The 18008-nt window shown below is 52.4% G+C and carries 14 protein-coding genes; 4 read left to right on the plus strand and 10 right to left on the minus strand.

Annotated features, from left to right (window positions below; genetic code table 11):
* The first annotated feature begins 17 nt into the window (after positions 1–17).
* Complete coding sequence (locus RB297_RS18915) at positions 18–782, plus strand: tryptophan-rich sensory protein (RefSeq protein ID WP_375121131.1); 765 nt, start codon at positions 18–20, stop codon at positions 780–782.
* Positions 783–888: 106 nt separating this feature from the next.
* On the opposite strand, the gene RB297_RS18920 is transcribed toward RB297_RS18915, so the two are convergent.
* The 8 genes from RB297_RS18920 to RB297_RS18955 all read right to left on the minus strand — a co-directional run bounded on the left by RB297_RS18920 (position 889) and on the right by RB297_RS18955 (position 6758).
* Positions 889–1269 carry a RidA family protein gene (locus tag RB297_RS18920; protein ID WP_009593048.1) on the minus strand — a complete coding sequence of 127 codons (381 nt, stop codon included), beginning with the start codon at positions 1267–1269 and terminating at the stop codon, positions 889–891.
* 68 nt (positions 1270–1337) lie between these two features.
* Entirely contained in the window at positions 1338–2012 is a 675-nt protein-coding gene (locus tag RB297_RS18925; RefSeq protein ID WP_375121132.1) for an NAD(P)H-binding protein, read from the minus strand.
* Positions 2013–2083: 71 nt separating this feature from the next.
* Entirely contained in the window at positions 2084–3370 is a 1287-nt protein-coding gene (locus RB297_RS18930; RefSeq protein WP_096777109.1) for an MFS transporter, read from the minus strand.
* Between the two features lie 147 nt (positions 3371–3517).
* Positions 3518–3793 carry a hypothetical protein gene (locus tag RB297_RS18935; RefSeq protein ID WP_012818890.1) on the minus strand — a complete coding sequence of 92 codons (276 nt, stop codon included), beginning with the start codon at positions 3791–3793 and terminating at the stop codon, positions 3518–3520.
* Between the two features lie 32 nt (positions 3794–3825).
* Positions 3826–4029, minus strand: coding sequence for a CsbD family protein (locus tag RB297_RS18940; RefSeq protein ID WP_009593042.1), 204 nt, complete (start codon positions 4027–4029; stop codon positions 3826–3828).
* A 245-nt stretch (positions 4030–4274) separates the two neighbouring features.
* Positions 4275–4490: a twin-arginine translocase TatA/TatE family subunit gene (locus RB297_RS18945; protein ID WP_012818889.1), complete on the minus strand. Its 216-nt coding sequence runs from the start codon at positions 4488–4490 to the stop codon at positions 4275–4277.
* 89 nt (positions 4491–4579) lie between these two features.
* Positions 4580–5131: a RidA family protein gene (locus RB297_RS18950; RefSeq protein WP_096777110.1), complete on the minus strand. Its 552-nt coding sequence runs from the start codon at positions 5129–5131 to the stop codon at positions 4580–4582.
* A 22-nt stretch (positions 5132–5153) separates the two neighbouring features.
* The gene (locus RB297_RS18955; RefSeq protein ID WP_096777111.1) at positions 5154–6758 is read right to left on the minus strand and encodes a flavin monoamine oxidase family protein; all 1605 of its coding nucleotides are present in this window, start codon (positions 6756–6758) and stop codon (positions 5154–5156) included.
* A gap of 282 nt (positions 6759–7040) precedes the next feature.
* Here RB297_RS18955 and RB297_RS18960 point away from each other — a divergent pair, with 282 nt between their 5' ends.
* Together RB297_RS18960 and tatC are read left to right on the plus strand one after the other, a co-directional pair.
* Complete coding sequence (locus RB297_RS18960; protein WP_012818886.1) at positions 7041–7292, plus strand: MerR family transcriptional regulator; 252 nt, start codon at positions 7041–7043, stop codon at positions 7290–7292.
* Positions 7293–7315: 23 nt separating this feature from the next.
* Entirely contained in the window at positions 7316–8086 is a 771-nt protein-coding gene (tatC, locus tag RB297_RS18965; protein WP_375121133.1) for a twin-arginine translocase subunit TatC, read from the plus strand.
* A 181-nt stretch (positions 8087–8267) separates the two neighbouring features.
* On the opposite strand, the gene RB297_RS18970 is transcribed toward tatC, so the two are convergent.
* Both RB297_RS18970 and RB297_RS18975 read right to left on the minus strand, forming a co-directional pair.
* Complete coding sequence (locus tag RB297_RS18970) at positions 8268–9773, minus strand: HD-GYP domain-containing protein (RefSeq protein WP_096777112.1); 1506 nt, start codon at positions 9771–9773, stop codon at positions 8268–8270.
* A gap of 471 nt (positions 9774–10244) precedes the next feature.
* Positions 10245–10847 (minus strand): hypothetical protein, encoded by a 603-nt coding sequence (locus RB297_RS18975; RefSeq protein ID WP_375121134.1) that lies wholly within the window; start codon positions 10845–10847, stop codon positions 10245–10247.
* On the opposite strand from RB297_RS18975, the gene RB297_RS18980 reads away from it, so the two are divergent.
* Positions 10846–17748: a WIAG-tail domain gene (locus RB297_RS18980; protein WP_375121135.1), complete on the plus strand. Its 6903-nt coding sequence runs from the start codon at positions 10846–10848 to the stop codon at positions 17746–17748. The genes RB297_RS18975 and RB297_RS18980 overlap by 2 nt on opposite strands.
* The last annotated feature ends 260 nt before the right edge of the window (positions 17749–18008 follow it).

Genomic DNA, 18008 nt, shown 5'->3' on the forward strand with positions numbered 1-18008 from the left:
TATCAGGAGGAGATTGTATGTACCGCACGAACCCGTACCGCTGGTGGAATCTGCTGTTTTTCCTCGGGGTTATCACCGTGAACGTGTTATCGGGCATGCTGCCGCTGGGCGGCAGAACGACCGGGGAGATATCGGATATGTATTATACGGCGATCACTCCCGCAGGGTATGCCTTTTCCATATGGTCCGTCATCTATGTGCTGCTGCTCTTTTTTGTCATCTACCAGCTGCGCCGCGACTCCGGAAACCGGGATTCCGTCAAATCCATCGGTCCATGGTTTATTCTCAGCTGCGTATTCAATATGTCCTGGCTTGTACTATGGCACTATTTGTATATTGAATGGTCTGTCGTTGTGATGTTATTGCTGCTGCTGACCCTATGGGTTCTATATGTGCGCACGCATGCGATAGACTATCCGACGCCCGGCGAGAGATTCTGCCTGAAGCTGCCGTTCAGCCTATATATCGGCTGGGTGTGCCCTGCCTTTATCGTCAATGTCGGGATCGTGTTCCAAAAGAATGGCTGGAGCCTCTTCGGGCTGCGCGAATCCGCTTTGGGTATCGCCCTGCTCTGCGTAGGCGCTTTACTCGCCATCCTGATCGGACTGCGATACCGGGACGGCATCGTACCGCTGGTCTTCACCTGGGCTTACATCGCCATCGCCGCCGAGCATCGGGAGACCGACAGTATTTTAATGACCGCCTTCGTGCTCTCGATTATCTTGTTTGTATTTGCCATATGGCTCTTCTTCACGCGCAATCGAAGACGATCCCGGTATTAAAGCCCGGATTCATCGGCTCGTTCTTCAGAATTTTCATCGAAAGGATTTGGAACAAGCAAAAGGAGCTTTGCCGACGCAGGCAAAGCTCCTTGTACGTTCATATCGTTTAATTCTTAACGGCTATAACCTCGATCTCTACCAATCCGTCCTTCGGCAGACGAGCAACCTCCACGGCACTGCGCGCAGGATACGGCTCGGAGAAGAAACTGCCGTACACTTCGTTCACCGCCGCGAAATCGTTCATATCCTTCAGGAATACCGTGGTTTTAACCACTTGATCCAGGCTTGTCCCGGCAGCTTCAAGGATTGCCTTGACATTGCTAAGCGAAAGCTTCGCTTGTTCCTGGACCCCTTCACCGAATTCTCCTGTTTCAGGATTCAATCCCAGCTGGCCTGAAGTATATACGAATCCGTTGATTTCTACAGCTTGGCTGTATGGTCCGATGGCTCCCGGGGCTTTGTCGGTCGATATGATATGTTTACTCATGATATATCACCCTTTCTATGTATTCCTATATGTGTACATTGTAATCCGCCGCGGGTTCTCTGGCAAATTTAATCAGCGGTCTCGCCTAGAACATGCATCACTTCATTGGTGTATACATGATGGCCTTTCATATCCGTTAGACCGATGTTCACCATGGACCTGGCGACCTTCTGCGCCGGAATGGCCCGGTATGGGGCAAGCTTCGGACCCCTGAATGCAAAGTCGAGGGAAGTCATTAGAAGCGAAGCCGCCCGCTCCCCAAACCGCCGTTCGGGCCTCTCCCCCAGCAATAACGACGGTCTGAACAGATGCAGCCCCCGGAAACCGATTCCGGCCAACCGTTCTTCAACCTCTCCCTTTGTGCGAAGATAGAAATTACGAACCTTCGGATTGGCGCCTACGGAGCTGACCGCCATAAATTGCCTCACTCCGTTCTGCTTGGCCAGCTCTGCCGTCTTGATGACATAGTCCACATCCACTTTACGGAACTGCTGCTGGGACCCCGCTTTCCTGATTGTGGTCCCCAGACAGCAATACACACTATGGACGCCGGAAAAAGCGTCGCCGTATCTTTCCAGCTGGTCCCACTCCACCAGGATGGGCAGCAGCTTGGGATGCGTGACCTCCGGGAGTCTTCGCACCAGCACGCGCACCTCATCAAGCTCCCCGCGGCCCAGCAGCTCGTCGGTTACCGAACGCCCCACAAGCCCCGTGGCCCCGACTACGAGTGCAACCTTTCCCAACGAAACCCCTCCTTTTCGTTCATCATATGAAATATCCATGACATGAAAGACATCGGCTGCCTGCCGTTCTTCTAAGCGGAACGAAGCACTCTCCGCCCCACCGTCAAAGCAATCAGTACCATCAACACGCCCACCGCGGTTTGAAAACCATATCGGGATACCCAGTCGGGCGCATGTGCAATCCCTTTGAAAATGAGACCGCCCAGCATGGGACCGAGAAAAGAGGCAAACCCCGTGATGGAGGAGTATACGGCAATGAACATCGGCCGTTCGCTTTTCGGCGTATCTCCGATCATGAAGTTAAAGGCAAGCTGGTTAAAGCCGCCTACGCCGGCACCAAGCAGCATATGCGATAACAGCAGCACCGGAATTACGGGCAGGACGGACAGCAAGCCCCATGTCAAGCACGACCCCGCAATCAGCGGCAATGTCCAATAGAGCAAGGTTCTGTTGCTGAAACGCGCATTCAAATTTCCCCATACATAGAAACCGATCATCATGATCACGGTCTGCGCAACGGTCATGATGGATACGATCGAATACGAAATATGCAGAACGTCCAGCATGGCGTACGAGTAGAGCGGAACAATCAACGTCTGCAGAAAGAGCCAACCCGCCAGAAACAGCGTAGATTTGATAAACGTGGTATCCGACAGCGGCTTGCGGATCATCGCCCTGAACTGACGCTCGCTCGAATGCTCGAAGGGAGGATCAGGATACAAGAAGAACATGGATAAGTTCGCAGCGATGGCAATCCAAGAAATCATAAACAGAATCAGGAAGCCCCCGCCGCCGGGATAACGGTCCAGGATGATCCCGCCAACAAACAGGGTCAGGGCTCCGAGCGCATTCAGGATGGTATTGCGTATGCCGAAATAACGTCCCCGCACTTTGGCCGGCACCATGTCGCTAATCAGCGAGGTCCACAGCATGCCGGATACGGTATTGGCAATAAAGGCGCCCATATAAAGGATCATAAACACCGGAACCCACCATCGTTCCGGAAAAATAAACGGGATCAGGCCCGTAGCCCCCCACAACATGCGGTGCATAAAGGTAAACACAATCATTGCTTTCTTTCGGTACTGCAAGCGCTGGATCAGGTACGCAACCAGAATCTGAAGCACGTTGAACAGCGTGGTGACGGCCAGAACAAAACCAACCTCACTGGATTCCGCGCCTAAGTACAATAAGTACCCTGTCAAAAAGGGGCCGCCCAGCAGCGTCTGCAAAATGATCGCCGGAACCCCTTCCCATGTGGCCGTCATCAAATGTTTGCGTTGATGCGAAACCTGTTTGCGCGGCTTGTGAATAACCTGGACAGCCTTGATGTTGATACACTCCTTCGATGTCTTCAAATGGGCTGATCAAACTTCCTTTTGACCTCATTCTACACCGCATCGGACCCAAGTCAATATGACTTTTGAAATATAAAACTCACATGAATTTCTCATTGCATATTACCTGGACAGACAGGCTTAAAAAGTCAAAAAAAAGAGCGCAAATCAGGCTCGATTTGCACTCTTTCTCCATGCGGTTATGAAACTGGCCAGCGGTTTCCATTCCCTGCCGAGCCAGCCGGAGGACTCGGAAGATTCTTCCGCCATGAAGCCCGCGGCGGGCGCTGCCGCCTGCTGACTGTCCGTGACAGGGAGAATCTCCTCGTTCGTCATCTCATAGTATCCCAAATGATAGGTGCTGACCATGTCTCCGTGTAAGGTAAACACCTTGCCGTCACGAATATCGATCACCTTGCCGGTCACAACACGGGATTCCAACATGATTCGTACTGCCTCCCTTATCGTCTTGTGGACTAGTCGCGGTATCTTGCACTCCAATCCGTATATTCGCGCTCCGCCGCGTCCTTCGTATGCCCGTAGCGTTCCTGCAGCTTGCCAACCAATTTATCTTTCTCGCCGTCGATCACATCAAGATCGTCATCCGTCAATTTGCCCCATTGCTTCTTCGCTTCACCCTTCATCTGCTTCCATTTCCCTTTAAATACGTTGCTATCCATAAATATCAGCTCCTCTTAGCGTAATGGATGATGAATTGTATTATTGCCTGTACTTGTGTATACCCGTCAGGAGTTTCTCTGAATCCTGGCAAACGATGACAACGGGGAGTTTCCGCTCTCGAACCATACCTCAAAGTGCCGCATGCAAAAAGCTGCCGCCGTGGACTTCAACCATCCGTGGCAGCAGCTTGGATTGTACAGAGATATCCATTTTCATAGCATAAGGCAGAAATTAAACTTCCCTATCAGCCTTTCAGTTTGATGACGGCTCCCTCCCTTTCCCTCTCCTTATCCTTCTCCTCCTCTTTATCCTCGCCAACCAGTTCTCTGGCGGAGGCTTTGAATTCGGACAATGTGCGGCCCACCGCCCGGCCGAGCTCGGGCAGCTTGGAAGGGCCGAACAGAATGAGCACGACAATCAAGATCATCATCAATCCGACGAAACCGACATTTTGGAACATAGAACCCAACTCCTTTAATATGTGATGGTAACGGTTCATGTTGAAAGCCAGCGGCTATTCGATCCGCCGCTTCGCGAAACGAGGACAACTTACTTTTTCTTATCCTTATTCGGGTATACGGCTACGGCCTCAATCTCAATCAACCAATCGGTATTCACAAGACCGGCTACCCCCACGGTGGAACGCGCAGGCTTAACCGGATTCTCCTTCGTATTAAAGAATTGGGCGTATGCGTCAAACCAGCCGGTATAATCAAAGGTCCCGTTCTTCGCTGCATCCGGGGTCAAGTACACTCTCAAATAGACGACATCCTTCATCGTCAATCCCTGCTCCTTCAGCTGCTTCTCGATTTCCTTCAGGATGCCGATCCCCTGGGTTTTCGTATCGCCATAGCGTTCATAAACCGTTTTGCCGTCTTTGTTCAACAATGGCGGAACCGTCCCGCTCGTATAGAGATAAGAGGAACCCTCCGGCACGACTACCCCGCTGGAGATCGAGGATGTAGGACTGCCGTAAAATTGGGGGGCCGGCAAAGCTTTGGCCGGCTTCTTATGGGCAGAAGCACCGTCGGCATATGCGGTTACGCTTACGGCACTGAACAGCATGGCGAGTGCCAGGAACGTCTTCAGTTTATTTTTCATGGGTTATGGACTCCCTTCTCCATTATGATTTCATGACGCGTTGATGGATATCGGTTACGACCTCGCGGGCGGACTCGATGGCGCCTGCCTGCCAGGCCGTAATGTAGCTGATATGCTCCCCTGCCAGGTAAATGCGGTTATCCGGCTTGCAGAGGGTCGGGTAGTAGGTTTTCCTATCATTGGCGGAATAGGATACCCAGCCCCCCTCCTGGTATTGGGTCTTCTTCCAGTCGATCGAGAAGGAGGCCTCGAACTCCTTCGGATACTGCGGATGGATCTTGGCCCCCTGCGTCAATGCCAGTTTCTCGCGCTCGGCATACGACATGCTGCCGAGTTTATCGGCGATGCCCCCGTACGCATAATAGCCGAGCAGGATCCCCTTCTTCCCGAAATAGTCTGTCGGCGGATAGTAGATTTGCGTAATGTCCATATTCGTCAAGCTGCTGCCGCCGTACAGATACTCGTCTTCTTCCCAGAAACGGCGCTTGAACTGCAAACCGATTTTACCTGCGGAGGCGTAGCCCACGCTGCCGATGGCTTTGGACATCTCCGGCGAGAAGTCGGCCGGGATCTTCTTCAATACCGTCAGCGGTATGGTGCAGATGCAGTAATCCCCGCGTACTTCCTGGTCTCTGCCGGAATGGCCGTCCGCATACACAATCCGCACGCCGGAGGAGGACTGGCGAATTTCCTTTACCTCGGCCCGGTACTTGATCCGGCTGCCTACCCGTTTCTCAAATGCCTTGACAATGGCGTCCATGCCGCCTATGGGGTGAAACATCATCATCTGCTGGTCGTAACCGTATTCGTTGCTGAAATATTTGCCGAAGCCGGAATTGATGATGGCCTTCAAATCGAACGGATCGCGGAGAACGCCGGCATCCAGGCGGCTTCCCGGTTCATCCTTATACCCGCCGCGCTCCGATCCCTTGTAGAACAGGTCCGGATTCAGATCGCCTTCGGCCTTCAGATAATCCACCAGCTTCAGCTTCTCTTCCGCCGTCAGCGGCAGATCCAGCGCATTTTGATTCACGGCTTTGGCCAGCATCTCGGCCACGTAACCGCGTACGTCGGCTTTGGCTGCACGCTTGGGGACGCGCTGTCCGGATAAAGCCCCCACGTTCTCGTTATAGTAATAGCCGCTCTCGTTCACGTTGTTGAAGGGCTCGATGGCTACGCCAAACTTCTTGCAATAATCCAGCGTGACGTGAAACTGCGGAATCCGCATCGGGCCTGCATTGAAATACAGTCCGTTATCAAAACGGGAAGTCTGACGGCCGGATCCGATCTCCGACACGGAGGTTCCTTTGCGGATCGTCCAGTTACGCCCGCCGGCAAAGCTCTTTGCCTCCAATATCGTGCAGTCGTAACCTGCCAGACCAAGCTCATACGCTGCCGTCAGGCCCGCGATCCCTGCGCCGAGAATAACGATCTTCTTGCCTCCCCGGCCGCTGAGATGCAGGTCATTCTTTCCGGGTGGGGTATATTCCGCGGCTTTCAACGTTTCCGGCGTAAGGAGCCCCATCGTACCCATCAAGCTGAAGACGGCGACAGATCCGCCCACCTTGCCAACGGTCGTCAGAAATTGTCTCCGGGTCATCTCTTTTGGTTGTTCTTTTGTAGCCACCCTCGTTCACTCCTTCGCTAGTTTGGGATTGGATTGGATTCATGAGCCGATCTTAGCAGAGAAAACAAAGTTTGACTTAAATCTTGTTAGAATTCCTCACACAGTTTTTTATTTTTTGAAAAATGATTGCTTTTTCACTTTCTTTTTCATAAAATCATGTCATAAATCCTTCCAAAAAGGAATGGATTCACCCAAATTATTACCGTTTTATCTTCTTTGGTTTTAATCCCAAGCCATTAACAAAGCTCAGGGTTAACAATACTTACATAGGAGGTAAAGAGCATGGAGAGTAAGGTGATGAGTATTGGGGTTGTTTGCGAACTGACCGGATTGACCGAAAGGCAAATCCGGTATTACGAGGAACGCAAGCTCATATTTCCGGAGCGTACGAAGGGAGGAAACCGCAGATATTCTTTTGAGGATGTGAAGAGCATTCAGGAAATCCATCAAAAAATGCAGGAGGGATTTAATACGTTTGAACTGAAGGAATTGAATAAATCGAAAAAACAGCGCTGCACGCCGATCTTCCGATGATGACCAAAGGAGTGACGAAGTCTATGGAGTTCAAGAATACCATGACGCTGCTCGAGCACATCGCCGAACTTAGAAAGCGAATCCTTCTGGTAGCCGCCGTCTTTCTCCTAAGCATGGCGGCAGGCCTGTTTGCCGCACCCCATGTGTTATCCATGTTAAAGCATCATTCGCCGGCCTTTCAGGTAACCTGGAACGTATTCTCGCCCTGGGACGGTCTCCGCATCTATATGAGCATCAGCATCGTATTGTCTCTGCTTCCTACCTTGCCGTTCGCCCTGCATCAAATCTGGCTGTTTGTCAATCAGGGACTGAACGGCCACGAGCAGAAAGCGGCCCTTCGGTTTATCCCCTTTTCTGCGTTATGTTTTCTCATAGGGGTCGCGTTTGCGTACTTTGTCGTTTTTCCGATGAGCCTCGCTTTTACGACGGGAATCAACAGTCAGATGGACCTCGTCGAGACGTACGGCGTCGCCCAGTACTTCGGTTTCATGTTCAATATCATCATCCCGCTGTCTCTTGCCTTCGAGCTGCCTGTCATCGTCCTGTTTCTGACGCGAATAGGAATATTAAGCCCGGCTATCCTGCATACCATGAGGCGCTACGCCTACGTCGTTTTGGTTATCGTTGCGGCGCTGATCTCGCCGCCTGACCTCGTATCGCACCTAATGGTTGCCGTCCCGCTCATCGGTCTATATGAAATCAGCACATGGCTGGCAGGCTGGATGCATCGCAAGGGGAAGCATGCAGAGCATGAAGAAGGTACGGAAATCGATACGGCTCACCAGATGATCTGATATCCTTGTTTTTTCCTGTCGGCTCCTGTAAGGAATCAGCATGATAAACGTGCTGGACTGCAGCATTTGGCAGCATGTAGACGACATACCCGCAAAAAAGAGGCCGTATACCTGCACAGGTACGGCCTCTTACTTGCTCATCAAAGAATCCGTGCAGCTGCGTTCCTTGGCCGGTCCCCCGCTAACGGATCGTAATGACCTTCTTCTCCGCTTTCATGTATTTCACGAACATGCCCGCATAATCGGGATCCCACTGGGTTCCCCTACCAGCTTCCAATATGCTCAACGCATCCGCGGATTTCATGCCGCTGCGGTACGGCCGATCCGACGTCATGGCATCATAGGCATCGGCCACCGCAATAATCCTGCCGAACAGCGGAATTTCCTTTCCCTTCAGCCCGTCAGGGTACCCGCCTCCGTCATAGCGCTCATGGTGGGAGCGCACCCCCTCCAGGTAAGGAGCCATCGCATCGGCAGGCTCGATTTGCAGCAGAATGTTCTCCCCTTGCGCCGGATGAGCCTTTACCTGATCGAACTCCTCTGCCGTCAGTTTCCCTTCCTTCAGCAAAATGTTGTCCCTGACCCCGATCTTGCCGATATCATGCAGCAATGCCGTCTTATGCAAAAGATCAACCTGCTCTTCGCTTAGTCCGGCCAGACGGCCGATCAACACCGAATATTCCGCTACCCGAAGCGAATGGCCGGCCGTGTAAGGATCTCTGGCATCCAGCGCCGCCGCCAAAGCGGCAAAATAACTGTCCAGCAGCTTGCGATTCCGTTCCTCGCGCACCTGCAGCCCGCGGACCATCATATTAAAACCCGCGATCAAATTGGAAAATTCATCGGAGTAGAGATTGGAGGTCTGAATCAGACGGCCCTCCTTGATCTCATTCATCGCCCGGTACAGCTGACGGATGGGACGCTGCAAATCCTGGGTCAAGAGCCAGGCGCCGATATAAGCAAATCCGACCCCAAGCAGCAATATAAATCCGGCCCAGCCCCAATACTGCTGGGCTACAATCTGACTAAGCCCCTCCAACCGGATCTGCACGGCCAAACTGAACAGAAATAGCGGAAAGGTGCCGATCAGCATCGTACTCAGCAGAAATTTCGTCCGAATCGCCATGAACACATGGCCTTCAAGAGAGAAATCCACGCCATAACGCGACAGCGCCTGCCGCCGAACTTCCTTGATCAAAGGGCGAATGGCGGCTATGGTCAGGAAAAATTCGATCATGGCATGACAGCTGGCCAGCAGGACCGCCCCCAGGCAAGCCAGCCATATGTAGAACGGCGGGAAATTCAGCTTCCCCTGCTCCATCATCCAAACGGTAAGCAGAATGGCCGGAAGCGACAAACCGAGCAGATGCGGTCCGAATATGCGATATACCGCCAAACGCGGCATACGGTGAATGCTCAAATACGCTTTTTCCAACGTTTCCAAATCCGTATGGCCTTCATCAAATCCCGCGTGAATCGGCCGTAAATGGCGAAGAAAGACCGTCAGCTCCGATGCGACCATTACCATGAACGAAATGGCCAATATGAGCATTAGACGCACGCCTTCCCGGGCGGGAATCTCGAGGGTCGTTACCATTAATACGCCACCCACAACAAGCACAGCTGCAATGGACCCGATCATATAGTTCCGGATTAGCTGTTTAAGAAAAGACTTATACAGTTGCATGGAACGCCTACTTTCATTAAACGGATAATAAACATCGGCAAGGCATATGCGATCCGAACGTATTCGACATGATGCTACAAGTTTAAGAGCTCGGCAGCAGAATTTGCAAGAAAAAACTGTTAATATGAATATCGTAGGATTTCAGGAAAAAATCAAGCGTTTTTGCATATCATTCTAATATTCGTTTGAATATCTTTGCTTATTACATGCAGTTGTGCTATAATAATTAATTGTTACACGAAGTTTAACCCCGTAAGTTCCTCGAAACATGGTTATTTACATCTCTGTTGAAGTGCAAATTCCTATTTTATGACCCTAAAAGTATGAGTTTTATGGAACGGTTTTCTGATTCACACTGGAGCGGTCATCGGAGCCGCAAGGACGAAAGAGAGGCAGGGCTTTTGTCGTTTTAGAAGCAAAGATTCTTGAAGAAACTTCAAATACGGAACCGACTGTGCAGCCGTAATGGCGTCAGGGGTTAAATTTTATAAGCGCTCTTAAGCGCATAATGAAGGACTCGGCCTTTGCCGGGTCCTTTTTCCATGGATGCGTCGCCATTTCGATTCTTCGAATCCCAAAAGACCAGTGACAGCCGCCTAAACGGCTGCATATGATACCGGAGACGATCAGTATTCGGAAGGAGCGTGCAGTTTTGAAGAAAAAGAAAAAAAACTCGTCAACATCTTCTAACCAACCCTTCAGAGTTGACCCTAGTACCAGGGAACTCGACCTGTTGGGGCGGGGTAATGGACGCAGTCCTGAGAAAGAAAAAGAAAAAGAAACAGAACAAGATAAAGAAGCCCGCATTCTTTCAACATTACCCCTCGCGGATCCCGAAGAGGATCTCATCGGCATTTTCGAATTAAGGCAGCAAGAAAGAGAAGAAGTCATCAAACCCGTAATATCAGACGAAGCTATTTCTGTATCAACAGAGGTTACTGCATTTTCTGATGCCGTGACGGTAAATTCCGACTCCGCCGCGGCAGCAACTGACTCCACAGCATTATCTTCTACGGATTCCGTGACACTGTCTTCTACGGATTCCGTGACACTGTCTTCTGCAGATTCTTCCATGACACTGTCTTCTGACCATTTGACGCTATCTTCCGATCCTCTGCCTAACACGGAAATCGGGCCGGAGCAGTTGATTCTTGAAAAGGAAATGCCAGAAATTAAGGGAGCATTTATATTTACAGAGGACATAGGTGAATATGCCATAACCGAGAACCGGATCGCCTCCAAGTCGGTTACGGCTTCCAAGCTTGCTCGTGGAGCGGTCGGTCCCGAAGCACTGCAAGACTATAGCGTTTCCAGCCTTCATCTTGCAGACGAAGCCGTGACCTCAAGCAAAATTGCTCCATTGTCGGTCACGGGCGAGCATCTCATGGATGGAATCTTATCGACGCGCAAATTCAGGGACGGCTCGGTCAACGCAAGCAAAATCAAGGATGGCAGCATAACCACCCAAAAGCTGGCGGACCATGCCGTTGAAGGGAAGAAAATAGCCGACGGAGCTATTACAGCAAGGCACCTTGAGCAGCTGCTCGTATCGACGGAGCTGCTGGACGACCAATCTGTCATTGGGGAAAAAATCGCATCAAGCGCCGTAGAAACCCGGCATATATCCAATGAGGCGATTCACACTTCCAAGCTTGCCGACAATGCCGTCACGTCATCCAAAATCCGCGATGGCGCCATCACCGGAAACAAAATAGCGGATAGCGCCGTAGACGGCTCCCATATACAGCAGAAATCCATTAACAGCGACCATATCGTCAGCAGGGCCGTGACATCGGAGCATATTGCCAAGGGAAGCATCGGCCCCGACCAAATTGCTATTAGAGGCATTGGCGCCGACCATATTCAGAATGGAACGCTTGGCGCCCGCCATCTGGAAGACGGTGCAATAGGGCCTGATCAGATTCAGCCTGGTTCCATCGGTCCCGAGCAGATCGACATCAGCGCCGTGTCCACCCGTCACTTGAGCGATTCCAGTATAACGAGCTCCAAACTTGCCGATCAGTCAGTCCATACAGCCAAACTGGTCGAGCAGGCTGTTACGGCCTCAAAAATTGCCGATCAGAGTGTTCTCCCGAGTAAGATTGCTAATGAAGCTGTACAAACCCGTCATTTGGCTAAAGGAGCGGTAGAATCATCCCAAATCGCTTCGGAGGCTGTTCAAGCCCGGCATCTCTCTCAAGATGCAGTGAAAGCAAAACATATCGCAATCGGCAGCATCTTGCCACAGCACTTTGCTCCTGAAAGCGTGCTTGGTGCGGCAATCCATTCCAGAACGATTGGAGAGCAGCACATGGCGGACCGTTCCATCGCGAGACAGCATCTTCAGCGAGAATCGGTTGGGGAAGAACAGCTCGCACCCGAAAGTGTAACGGGCAGCAAGCTGGCGTTGGGCTCGGTTGGCGGCAGCATCATTAGGCAGAGTGGCGTGACTTCCAGCAATATCGCAAGCCAATCCATTCTGCAGCAGCATCTGGCTGCGGACAGCGTCGGAGCACATGCCATACAAGACGGGGCGATCCAATCATCGCATTTGACCAACGGCTCGGTTGCCAGCTGCCATTTACAGACCGAGAGCGTAGGAACAGAAGCGCTTGGACGCGGAGCGGTAACGAGCGACAAAATTGCCGAAGGCAGCGTAATCGAATCCTCTATCGGCGAAGGGGTTATTGCACCTCGGCATCTGGCAGACCATGCTGTAACGTCCCTGAAACTGTCGCCGGAAAGCGTGTCGACCGACAAGCTGGTGGATCTTTCCGTTACGTCGTCCAAACTTGCCGAAGGCAGCATCACTGGTGACAAAATAGCATCCCAAGCCATCCGTTCCACCCACCTGTCAACCCATTCCGTCGCCAAGGAAGCCATTCAGAATGGAGCCGTTACCTCAGACAAAATTGCCCAGCAGGCGGTTGAGGGAGTGCATCTTGGACTGGAATCCATTTTGGGCAAACATATCACCCAGGAAGCCATCCACGGCTACCACTTGAAAAAGAAGTCCATTACGTTAAACCATTTGGCTGACGAGAGCCGATCGCCCGATATGCTGTTTGCCGACGGAAGCATTCCAGGAGCGAAGCTTGAATCGCAATCGATTACGGAAGACCACCTCACCCCTTCATCTGTGTCGGGTACCGCATTGAAAACAAACGCCGTTAGCGGAGAAAAAATCAAACCGCTCTCCATCTCGGCAGTGCATCTGCAAGAAGCGAGCGTCCTTTCGGACCACCTTGGTTTGGAAGTGGTCAAATCACAGCATATTGAGGATATCGCTGTAACCGATCGGCATATTGCGTCAGGCTCGATCAGCGCAAAGCATATCCAGAACGAAAGCATTGAATCGTCGCACATCGAAAACGGTGCCGTTCTTTCCGAGCATATTGCCGGAGAATCGATCCATGGAAACCATCTCAGTGAAGGGGCTGTGGCATCCAAGCATATAGAATTATTCTCTATTCAAAGTCACCATCTCGCCCCTTACTCCGTCAACATGGCCCATCTGGCGGATCAGTCTGTCGGCCATGTCCACTTGCAACCGGATAGTGTGGGAGTCGATCAGCTGCAGCCAGGGTCCGTCAAATCAAGACAATTGGCAGAAGGTGCCGTGCTTCCCCATCATTTGCAGACGCACAGCATCAACGCGAAGCATATTGAAGCCGGTGCGATTACAACGGAGCTTATTCAGGATCACGGGGTTACGGGAGCAAAAATTGCCCATGGAACGATCACCGGCTCAAACATTGCGGCAGGTTCTCTGAACGGCTCGAAAATAGCCGAGGGCTCTATTGAAAGCCGGCATCTCGGTCCGGACGCCTTTGATAACTTCAACCTGGCTAACGGCTCCGTTACGGGGAGCCAAATCGCCAAGGAAACCATCACGGGTGCGAACATTGCGGCTGGTGCTTTGAACGGGTCCCAGATTGCCAAGGGCTCTATCGAAAGCAAGCACCTCGCTCCGGACGCTTTTGATAACTTCACTTTAGCCGAAAACTCTGTAACAGGAAGTCAAATTGCTGGGGGAACCATCACCGGCGCGAACATCGCCGACGGCTCCTTAGACGGATCGCAGATTGCCGAAGGCTCCATCGATAGCAGGCACCTCGCACCGGATGCTTTCGACAACTTCACCTTAGGAAAGGGTTCTGTTACGGGAAGTCAAATTGCTGAAGGTACCATCACGGGCGCGAACGTCGCCGATGGGTCCCTGAAAGGTTCGAAGATCGCCGAAGGCTCCATTGAAAGCCGCCACCTCGGTCCGGACGCTTTTGATAACTTCACCCTGGCTGGCGGATCTGTATCCGGAAGGCAAATCGCTAAGGGGACCATCACGGGCGCGAACGTAGCCGACGGTTCCTTGAACGGGGCGCAGATTGCCGAGGGATCCATCGAAAGCAAGCACCTTGCACCGAATGCTTTTGACAACTTCACCTTAGACGAGGGCTCTGTTACGGGAAATCAAATCGCTGAGGGAACCATCACCGGCGCGAACGTAGCCGACGGCTCCTTGAACGGGGCGCAGATTGCCGAGGGCTCTATCGAAAGCAAGCACCTTGGACCCGACGCTTTTGCTAACTTCACCCTGGCCGGCGGATCTGTATCCGGAAGACAAATCGCTAAGGGAACCATCACGGGCGCGAACGTAGCCGACGGCTCACTGAACGGGGAGCAGATTGCCGAGGGATCCATTGAGAGCAAGCACCTCGCACCGGATGCCTTTGACAACTTCACCCTGGCCGATGGTTCAGTAACAGGAAGCCAGATCGCTGAAGGGACTATCACTGGCGCGAACGTGGCCGAGGGATCCTTGAACGGTTCCCTGATCGCCGAGGGATCCATTGAGAGCAAACACCTCGCACCGGATGCCTTTGATAACTTTACTCTGGCCGAGGGCTCTGTTTCAGGAAATCAAATCGCTGAAGGGACCATCACCGGCGCGAACGTGGCCGAGGGATCTTTGAACGGTTCCCTGATCGCCGAAGGATCCATTGAGAGCAAACACCTTGCACCGGATTCTTTTGACGACTTCACCCTGGCTGACGGCTCTGTTACCGGAAGCCAGATCGCTGAAGGTACTATCACTGGCGCGAACGTGGCCGAGGGATCTTTGAACGGTTCCCTGATCGCCGAGGGATCCATTGAGAGCAAACACCTCGCACCGGATGCTTTTGACGACTTCACCCTGGCTGACGGCTCTGTTACAGGAAGCCAGATCGCTGAAGGTACTATCACCGGCGCGAACGTGGCCGAGGGATCTTTGAACGGTTCCCTGATCGCCGAGGGATCCATTGAGAGCAAACACCTCGCACCGGATGCCTTTGATAACTTTACTCTGGCCGAGGGCTCTGTTTCAGGAAGCCAGATCGCTGAAGGTACTATCACCGGCGCGAACGTGGCCGAGGGATCCTTGAACGGTTCCCTGATTGCAGAAGGTTCCATTGAGAGTAAACACCTCGCACCGGATGCCTTTGATAACTTTACTCTGGCTGACGGCTCTGTTATAGGAAGCCAGATCGCTGAAGGGACCATCACCGGCGCAAACGTGGCCGAGGGATCTTTGAACGGTTCCCTGATTGCAGAGGGTTCCATCGAGAGTAAACACCTCGCACCGAATGCCTTTGATAACTTCACCCTGGCCGAGAGTTCAATAACAGGAAGCCAAATTGCTGAAGGCACTATCACTGGCGCGAACGTGGCCGACGGGTCCTTGAATGGTTCCCTGATCGCCGAGGGATCCATCGAGAGTAAACACCTTGGACCGGATGCTTTTGATAACTTCACCTTAGCTGACGGTTCTGTTACAGGAAGCCAAATCGCTGAAGGCACTATCACTGGCGCGAACGTGGCCGACGGGTCCTTGAATGGTTCCCTGATCGCCGAGGGATCCATCGAGAGTAAACACCTTGGACCGGATGCTTTTGATAACTTCACCCTGGCTGACGGTTCTGTTACAGGAAGCCAAATCGCTGCAGGGACTATCACCGGCGCGAACGTGGCCGACGGGTCCTTGTACGGTTCCCAGATTGCAGATGGATCCATCGAGAGTAAACACCTTGGACCGGATGCTTTTGACAACTTCACCCTGGCCGATGGTTCAGTAACAGGAAGCCAAATTGCTGAAGGGACTATCACCGGCGCGAACGTGGCCGAGGGATCCTTGAACGGCTCCCAGATTGCAGAGGGCTCCATCGAGAGCCGGCACCTTGGACCGGATGCTTTTGACAACTTCACCCTGGCCGAGGGGTCCATTGAGAGCAAACACCTCGCACCCGATGCCTTTGACAACTTCACCCTGGCTGACGGCTCTGTTATAGGAAGCCAGATCGCTGAAGGTACTATCACTGGCGCGAATGTGGCCGACGGGTCCTTGAACGGCTCACAAATCGCCGAGGGATCCATCGAGAGCCGACACCTTGGACCGGATGCCTTTGATAACTTCACCCTGGCTGACGGCTCTGTTACCGGAAGCCAAATTGCTGAAGGGACTATCACCGGCGCGAACGTCGCTGAGGGTTCCTTGAACGGCTCCCTGATCGCCGAAGGTTCCATTGAGAGTAAACACCTTGGACCGGATGCTTTTGATAACTTCACCCTGGCTGACGGTTCTGTTACAGGAAGCCAAATCGCTGCAGGGACTATCACCGGCGCGAACGTGGCCGAGGGATCCTTGAACGGCTCCCAGATTGCCGAAGGCTCCATCGAGAGCAAACACCTTGGACCGGATGCTTTTGATAACTTCACCCTGGCCGAGGGGTCCATTGAGAGCAAACACCTCGCACCCGATGCCTTTGACAACTTCACCCTGGCCGATGGTTCAGTAACAGGAAGCCAAATTGCTGAAGGGACTATCACCGGCGCGAACGTAGCTAAGGGATCCTTGAACGGCTCCCAGATTGCCGAAGGTTCCATCGAGAGTAAACACCTTGGACCGGATGCCTTTGATAACTTTACCCTGGCTGACGGTTCTGTTACAGGAAGCCAAATCGCTGCAGGGACTATCACCGGCGCGAACGTCGCTGAGGGTTCCTTGAACGGCTCCCTGATCGCCGAGGGATCCATCGAGAGCCGGCACCTTGGTCCGAATGCCTTTGATAACTTCACCTTGGCCGAGGGATCCATCGAGAGTAAACACCTTGGACCGGATGCCTTTGATAACTTCACCTTGGCTGACGGCTCTGTTACCGGAAGCCAAATTGCTGAAGGGACTATCACCGGCGCGAACGTCGCTAAGGAGTCTTTGAACGGTTCCCTGATCGCAGAAGGTTCCATCGAGAGTAAACACCTTGGACCGGATGCCTTTGATAACTTCACCCTAGCTGACGGTTCTGTTACAGGAAGCCAGATCGCTGAAGGGACTATCACTGGCGCGAACGTGGCCGAGGGATCTTTGAACGGTTCCCTGATCGCCGAAGGTTCCATTGAGAGTAAACACCTTGGACCGGATGCTTTTGATAACTTCACCTTGGCCGAGGGATCTGTTACCGGAAACCAAATCGCTGACGGGACCATCGAGAGAAGACATCTTAGACCGGACGCTTTTGATACCTTTACACTCGCTGACGGCAGCATTGACGGCGACAAATTAGGCAAGTCGGCTGTCGCTAGCGTTCATATTTCCGACGGGGCTGTAACCAGCCAGCAATTGGCTGAATCAGCAGTCACTGCACAGCATCTGGCCTTCACGCCGGTGCGCAGCTCAAGCGGGAAGCCGAAACTTCAGCAATTTGGAATGACCCCCTTTGTATTGACAGGGGCCGGCACTCAGACCGAGGTGACCGTCCTATTCGATGAACCTTATGCCGGCATTAACTATGTTATCGTGGGGATGAGCAACAATCCTGGCTTCCAGATCTCACTGAAATCCCAGCGCGAGGATGCAGCAGTTCTGGAAGTGATCCGCCAGCCGAATTGCAGCCTTTCCTACGGCTTCGTGTCCTGGATTGCCCTTGGCCCTTCACTGTAACCAGAATATCAAGCCCAAAAACGGCTCTCCTATAGCGATAGGAGAGCCGTTTACACGTTATTCATGCCATCGTCATTCTAATGAATCGCATACTCTACCAGCCTATGTTTCCGAAGGAAAAGGGCGTGGATTGTTTCAAATACGACTTACGAAATTAAAGCCTTGCATAAGGATATGGATGAAACGCCTGTTCATAACGCGAGTCCCCGTAGTATTCAAAATAAAAAAGACGAGCTTAACGCTCGCCTTTTTTATTTTCG

Source organism: Paenibacillus sp. CR_12 (assembly GCF_041953985.1).
GTDB classification, from domain to species: domain Bacteria; phylum Bacillota; class Bacilli; order Paenibacillales; family Paenibacillaceae; genus Paenibacillus_AQ; species Paenibacillus_AQ lautus_A.

What these genes read in the sequence shown, in the direction of transcription:
- RB297_RS18915 (WP_375121131.1), top strand. Translation starts at nt 18, where the DNA reads ATGTACCGCACGAACCCGTACCGCTGGTGGAATCTGCTGTTTTTCCTC.
- RB297_RS18920 (WP_009593048.1), bottom strand. Translation starts at nt 1,269, where the DNA reads ATGAGTAAACATATCATATCGACCGACAAAGCCCCGGGAGCCATCGGA.
- RB297_RS18935 (WP_012818890.1), bottom strand. Translation starts at nt 3,793, where the DNA reads ATGTTGGAATCCCGTGTTGTGACCGGCAAGGTGATCGATATTCGTGAC.
- RB297_RS18940 (WP_009593042.1), bottom strand. Translation starts at nt 4,029, where the DNA reads ATGGATAGCAACGTATTTAAAGGGAAATGGAAGCAGATGAAGGGTGAA.
- RB297_RS18945 (WP_012818889.1), bottom strand. Translation starts at nt 4,490, where the DNA reads ATGTTCCAAAATGTCGGTTTCGTCGGATTGATGATGATCTTGATTGTC.
- RB297_RS18950 (WP_096777110.1), bottom strand. Translation starts at nt 5,131, where the DNA reads ATGAAAAATAAACTGAAGACGTTCCTGGCACTCGCCATGCTGTTCAGT.
- RB297_RS18960 (WP_012818886.1), top strand. Translation starts at nt 7,041, where the DNA reads ATGGAGAGTAAGGTGATGAGTATTGGGGTTGTTTGCGAACTGACCGGA.
- tatC (WP_375121133.1), top strand. Translation starts at nt 7,316, where the DNA reads ATGGAGTTCAAGAATACCATGACGCTGCTCGAGCACATCGCCGAACTT.
- RB297_RS18970 (WP_096777112.1), bottom strand. Translation starts at nt 9,773, where the DNA reads ATGCAACTGTATAAGTCTTTTCTTAAACAGCTAATCCGGAACTATATG.
- RB297_RS18980 (WP_375121135.1), top strand. Translation starts at nt 10,846, where the DNA reads ATGACACTGTCTTCTGACCATTTGACGCTATCTTCCGATCCTCTGCCT.
- RB297_RS18975 (WP_375121134.1), bottom strand. Translation starts at nt 10,847, where the DNA reads ATGGAAGAATCTGCAGAAGACAGTGTCACGGAATCCGTAGAAGACAGT.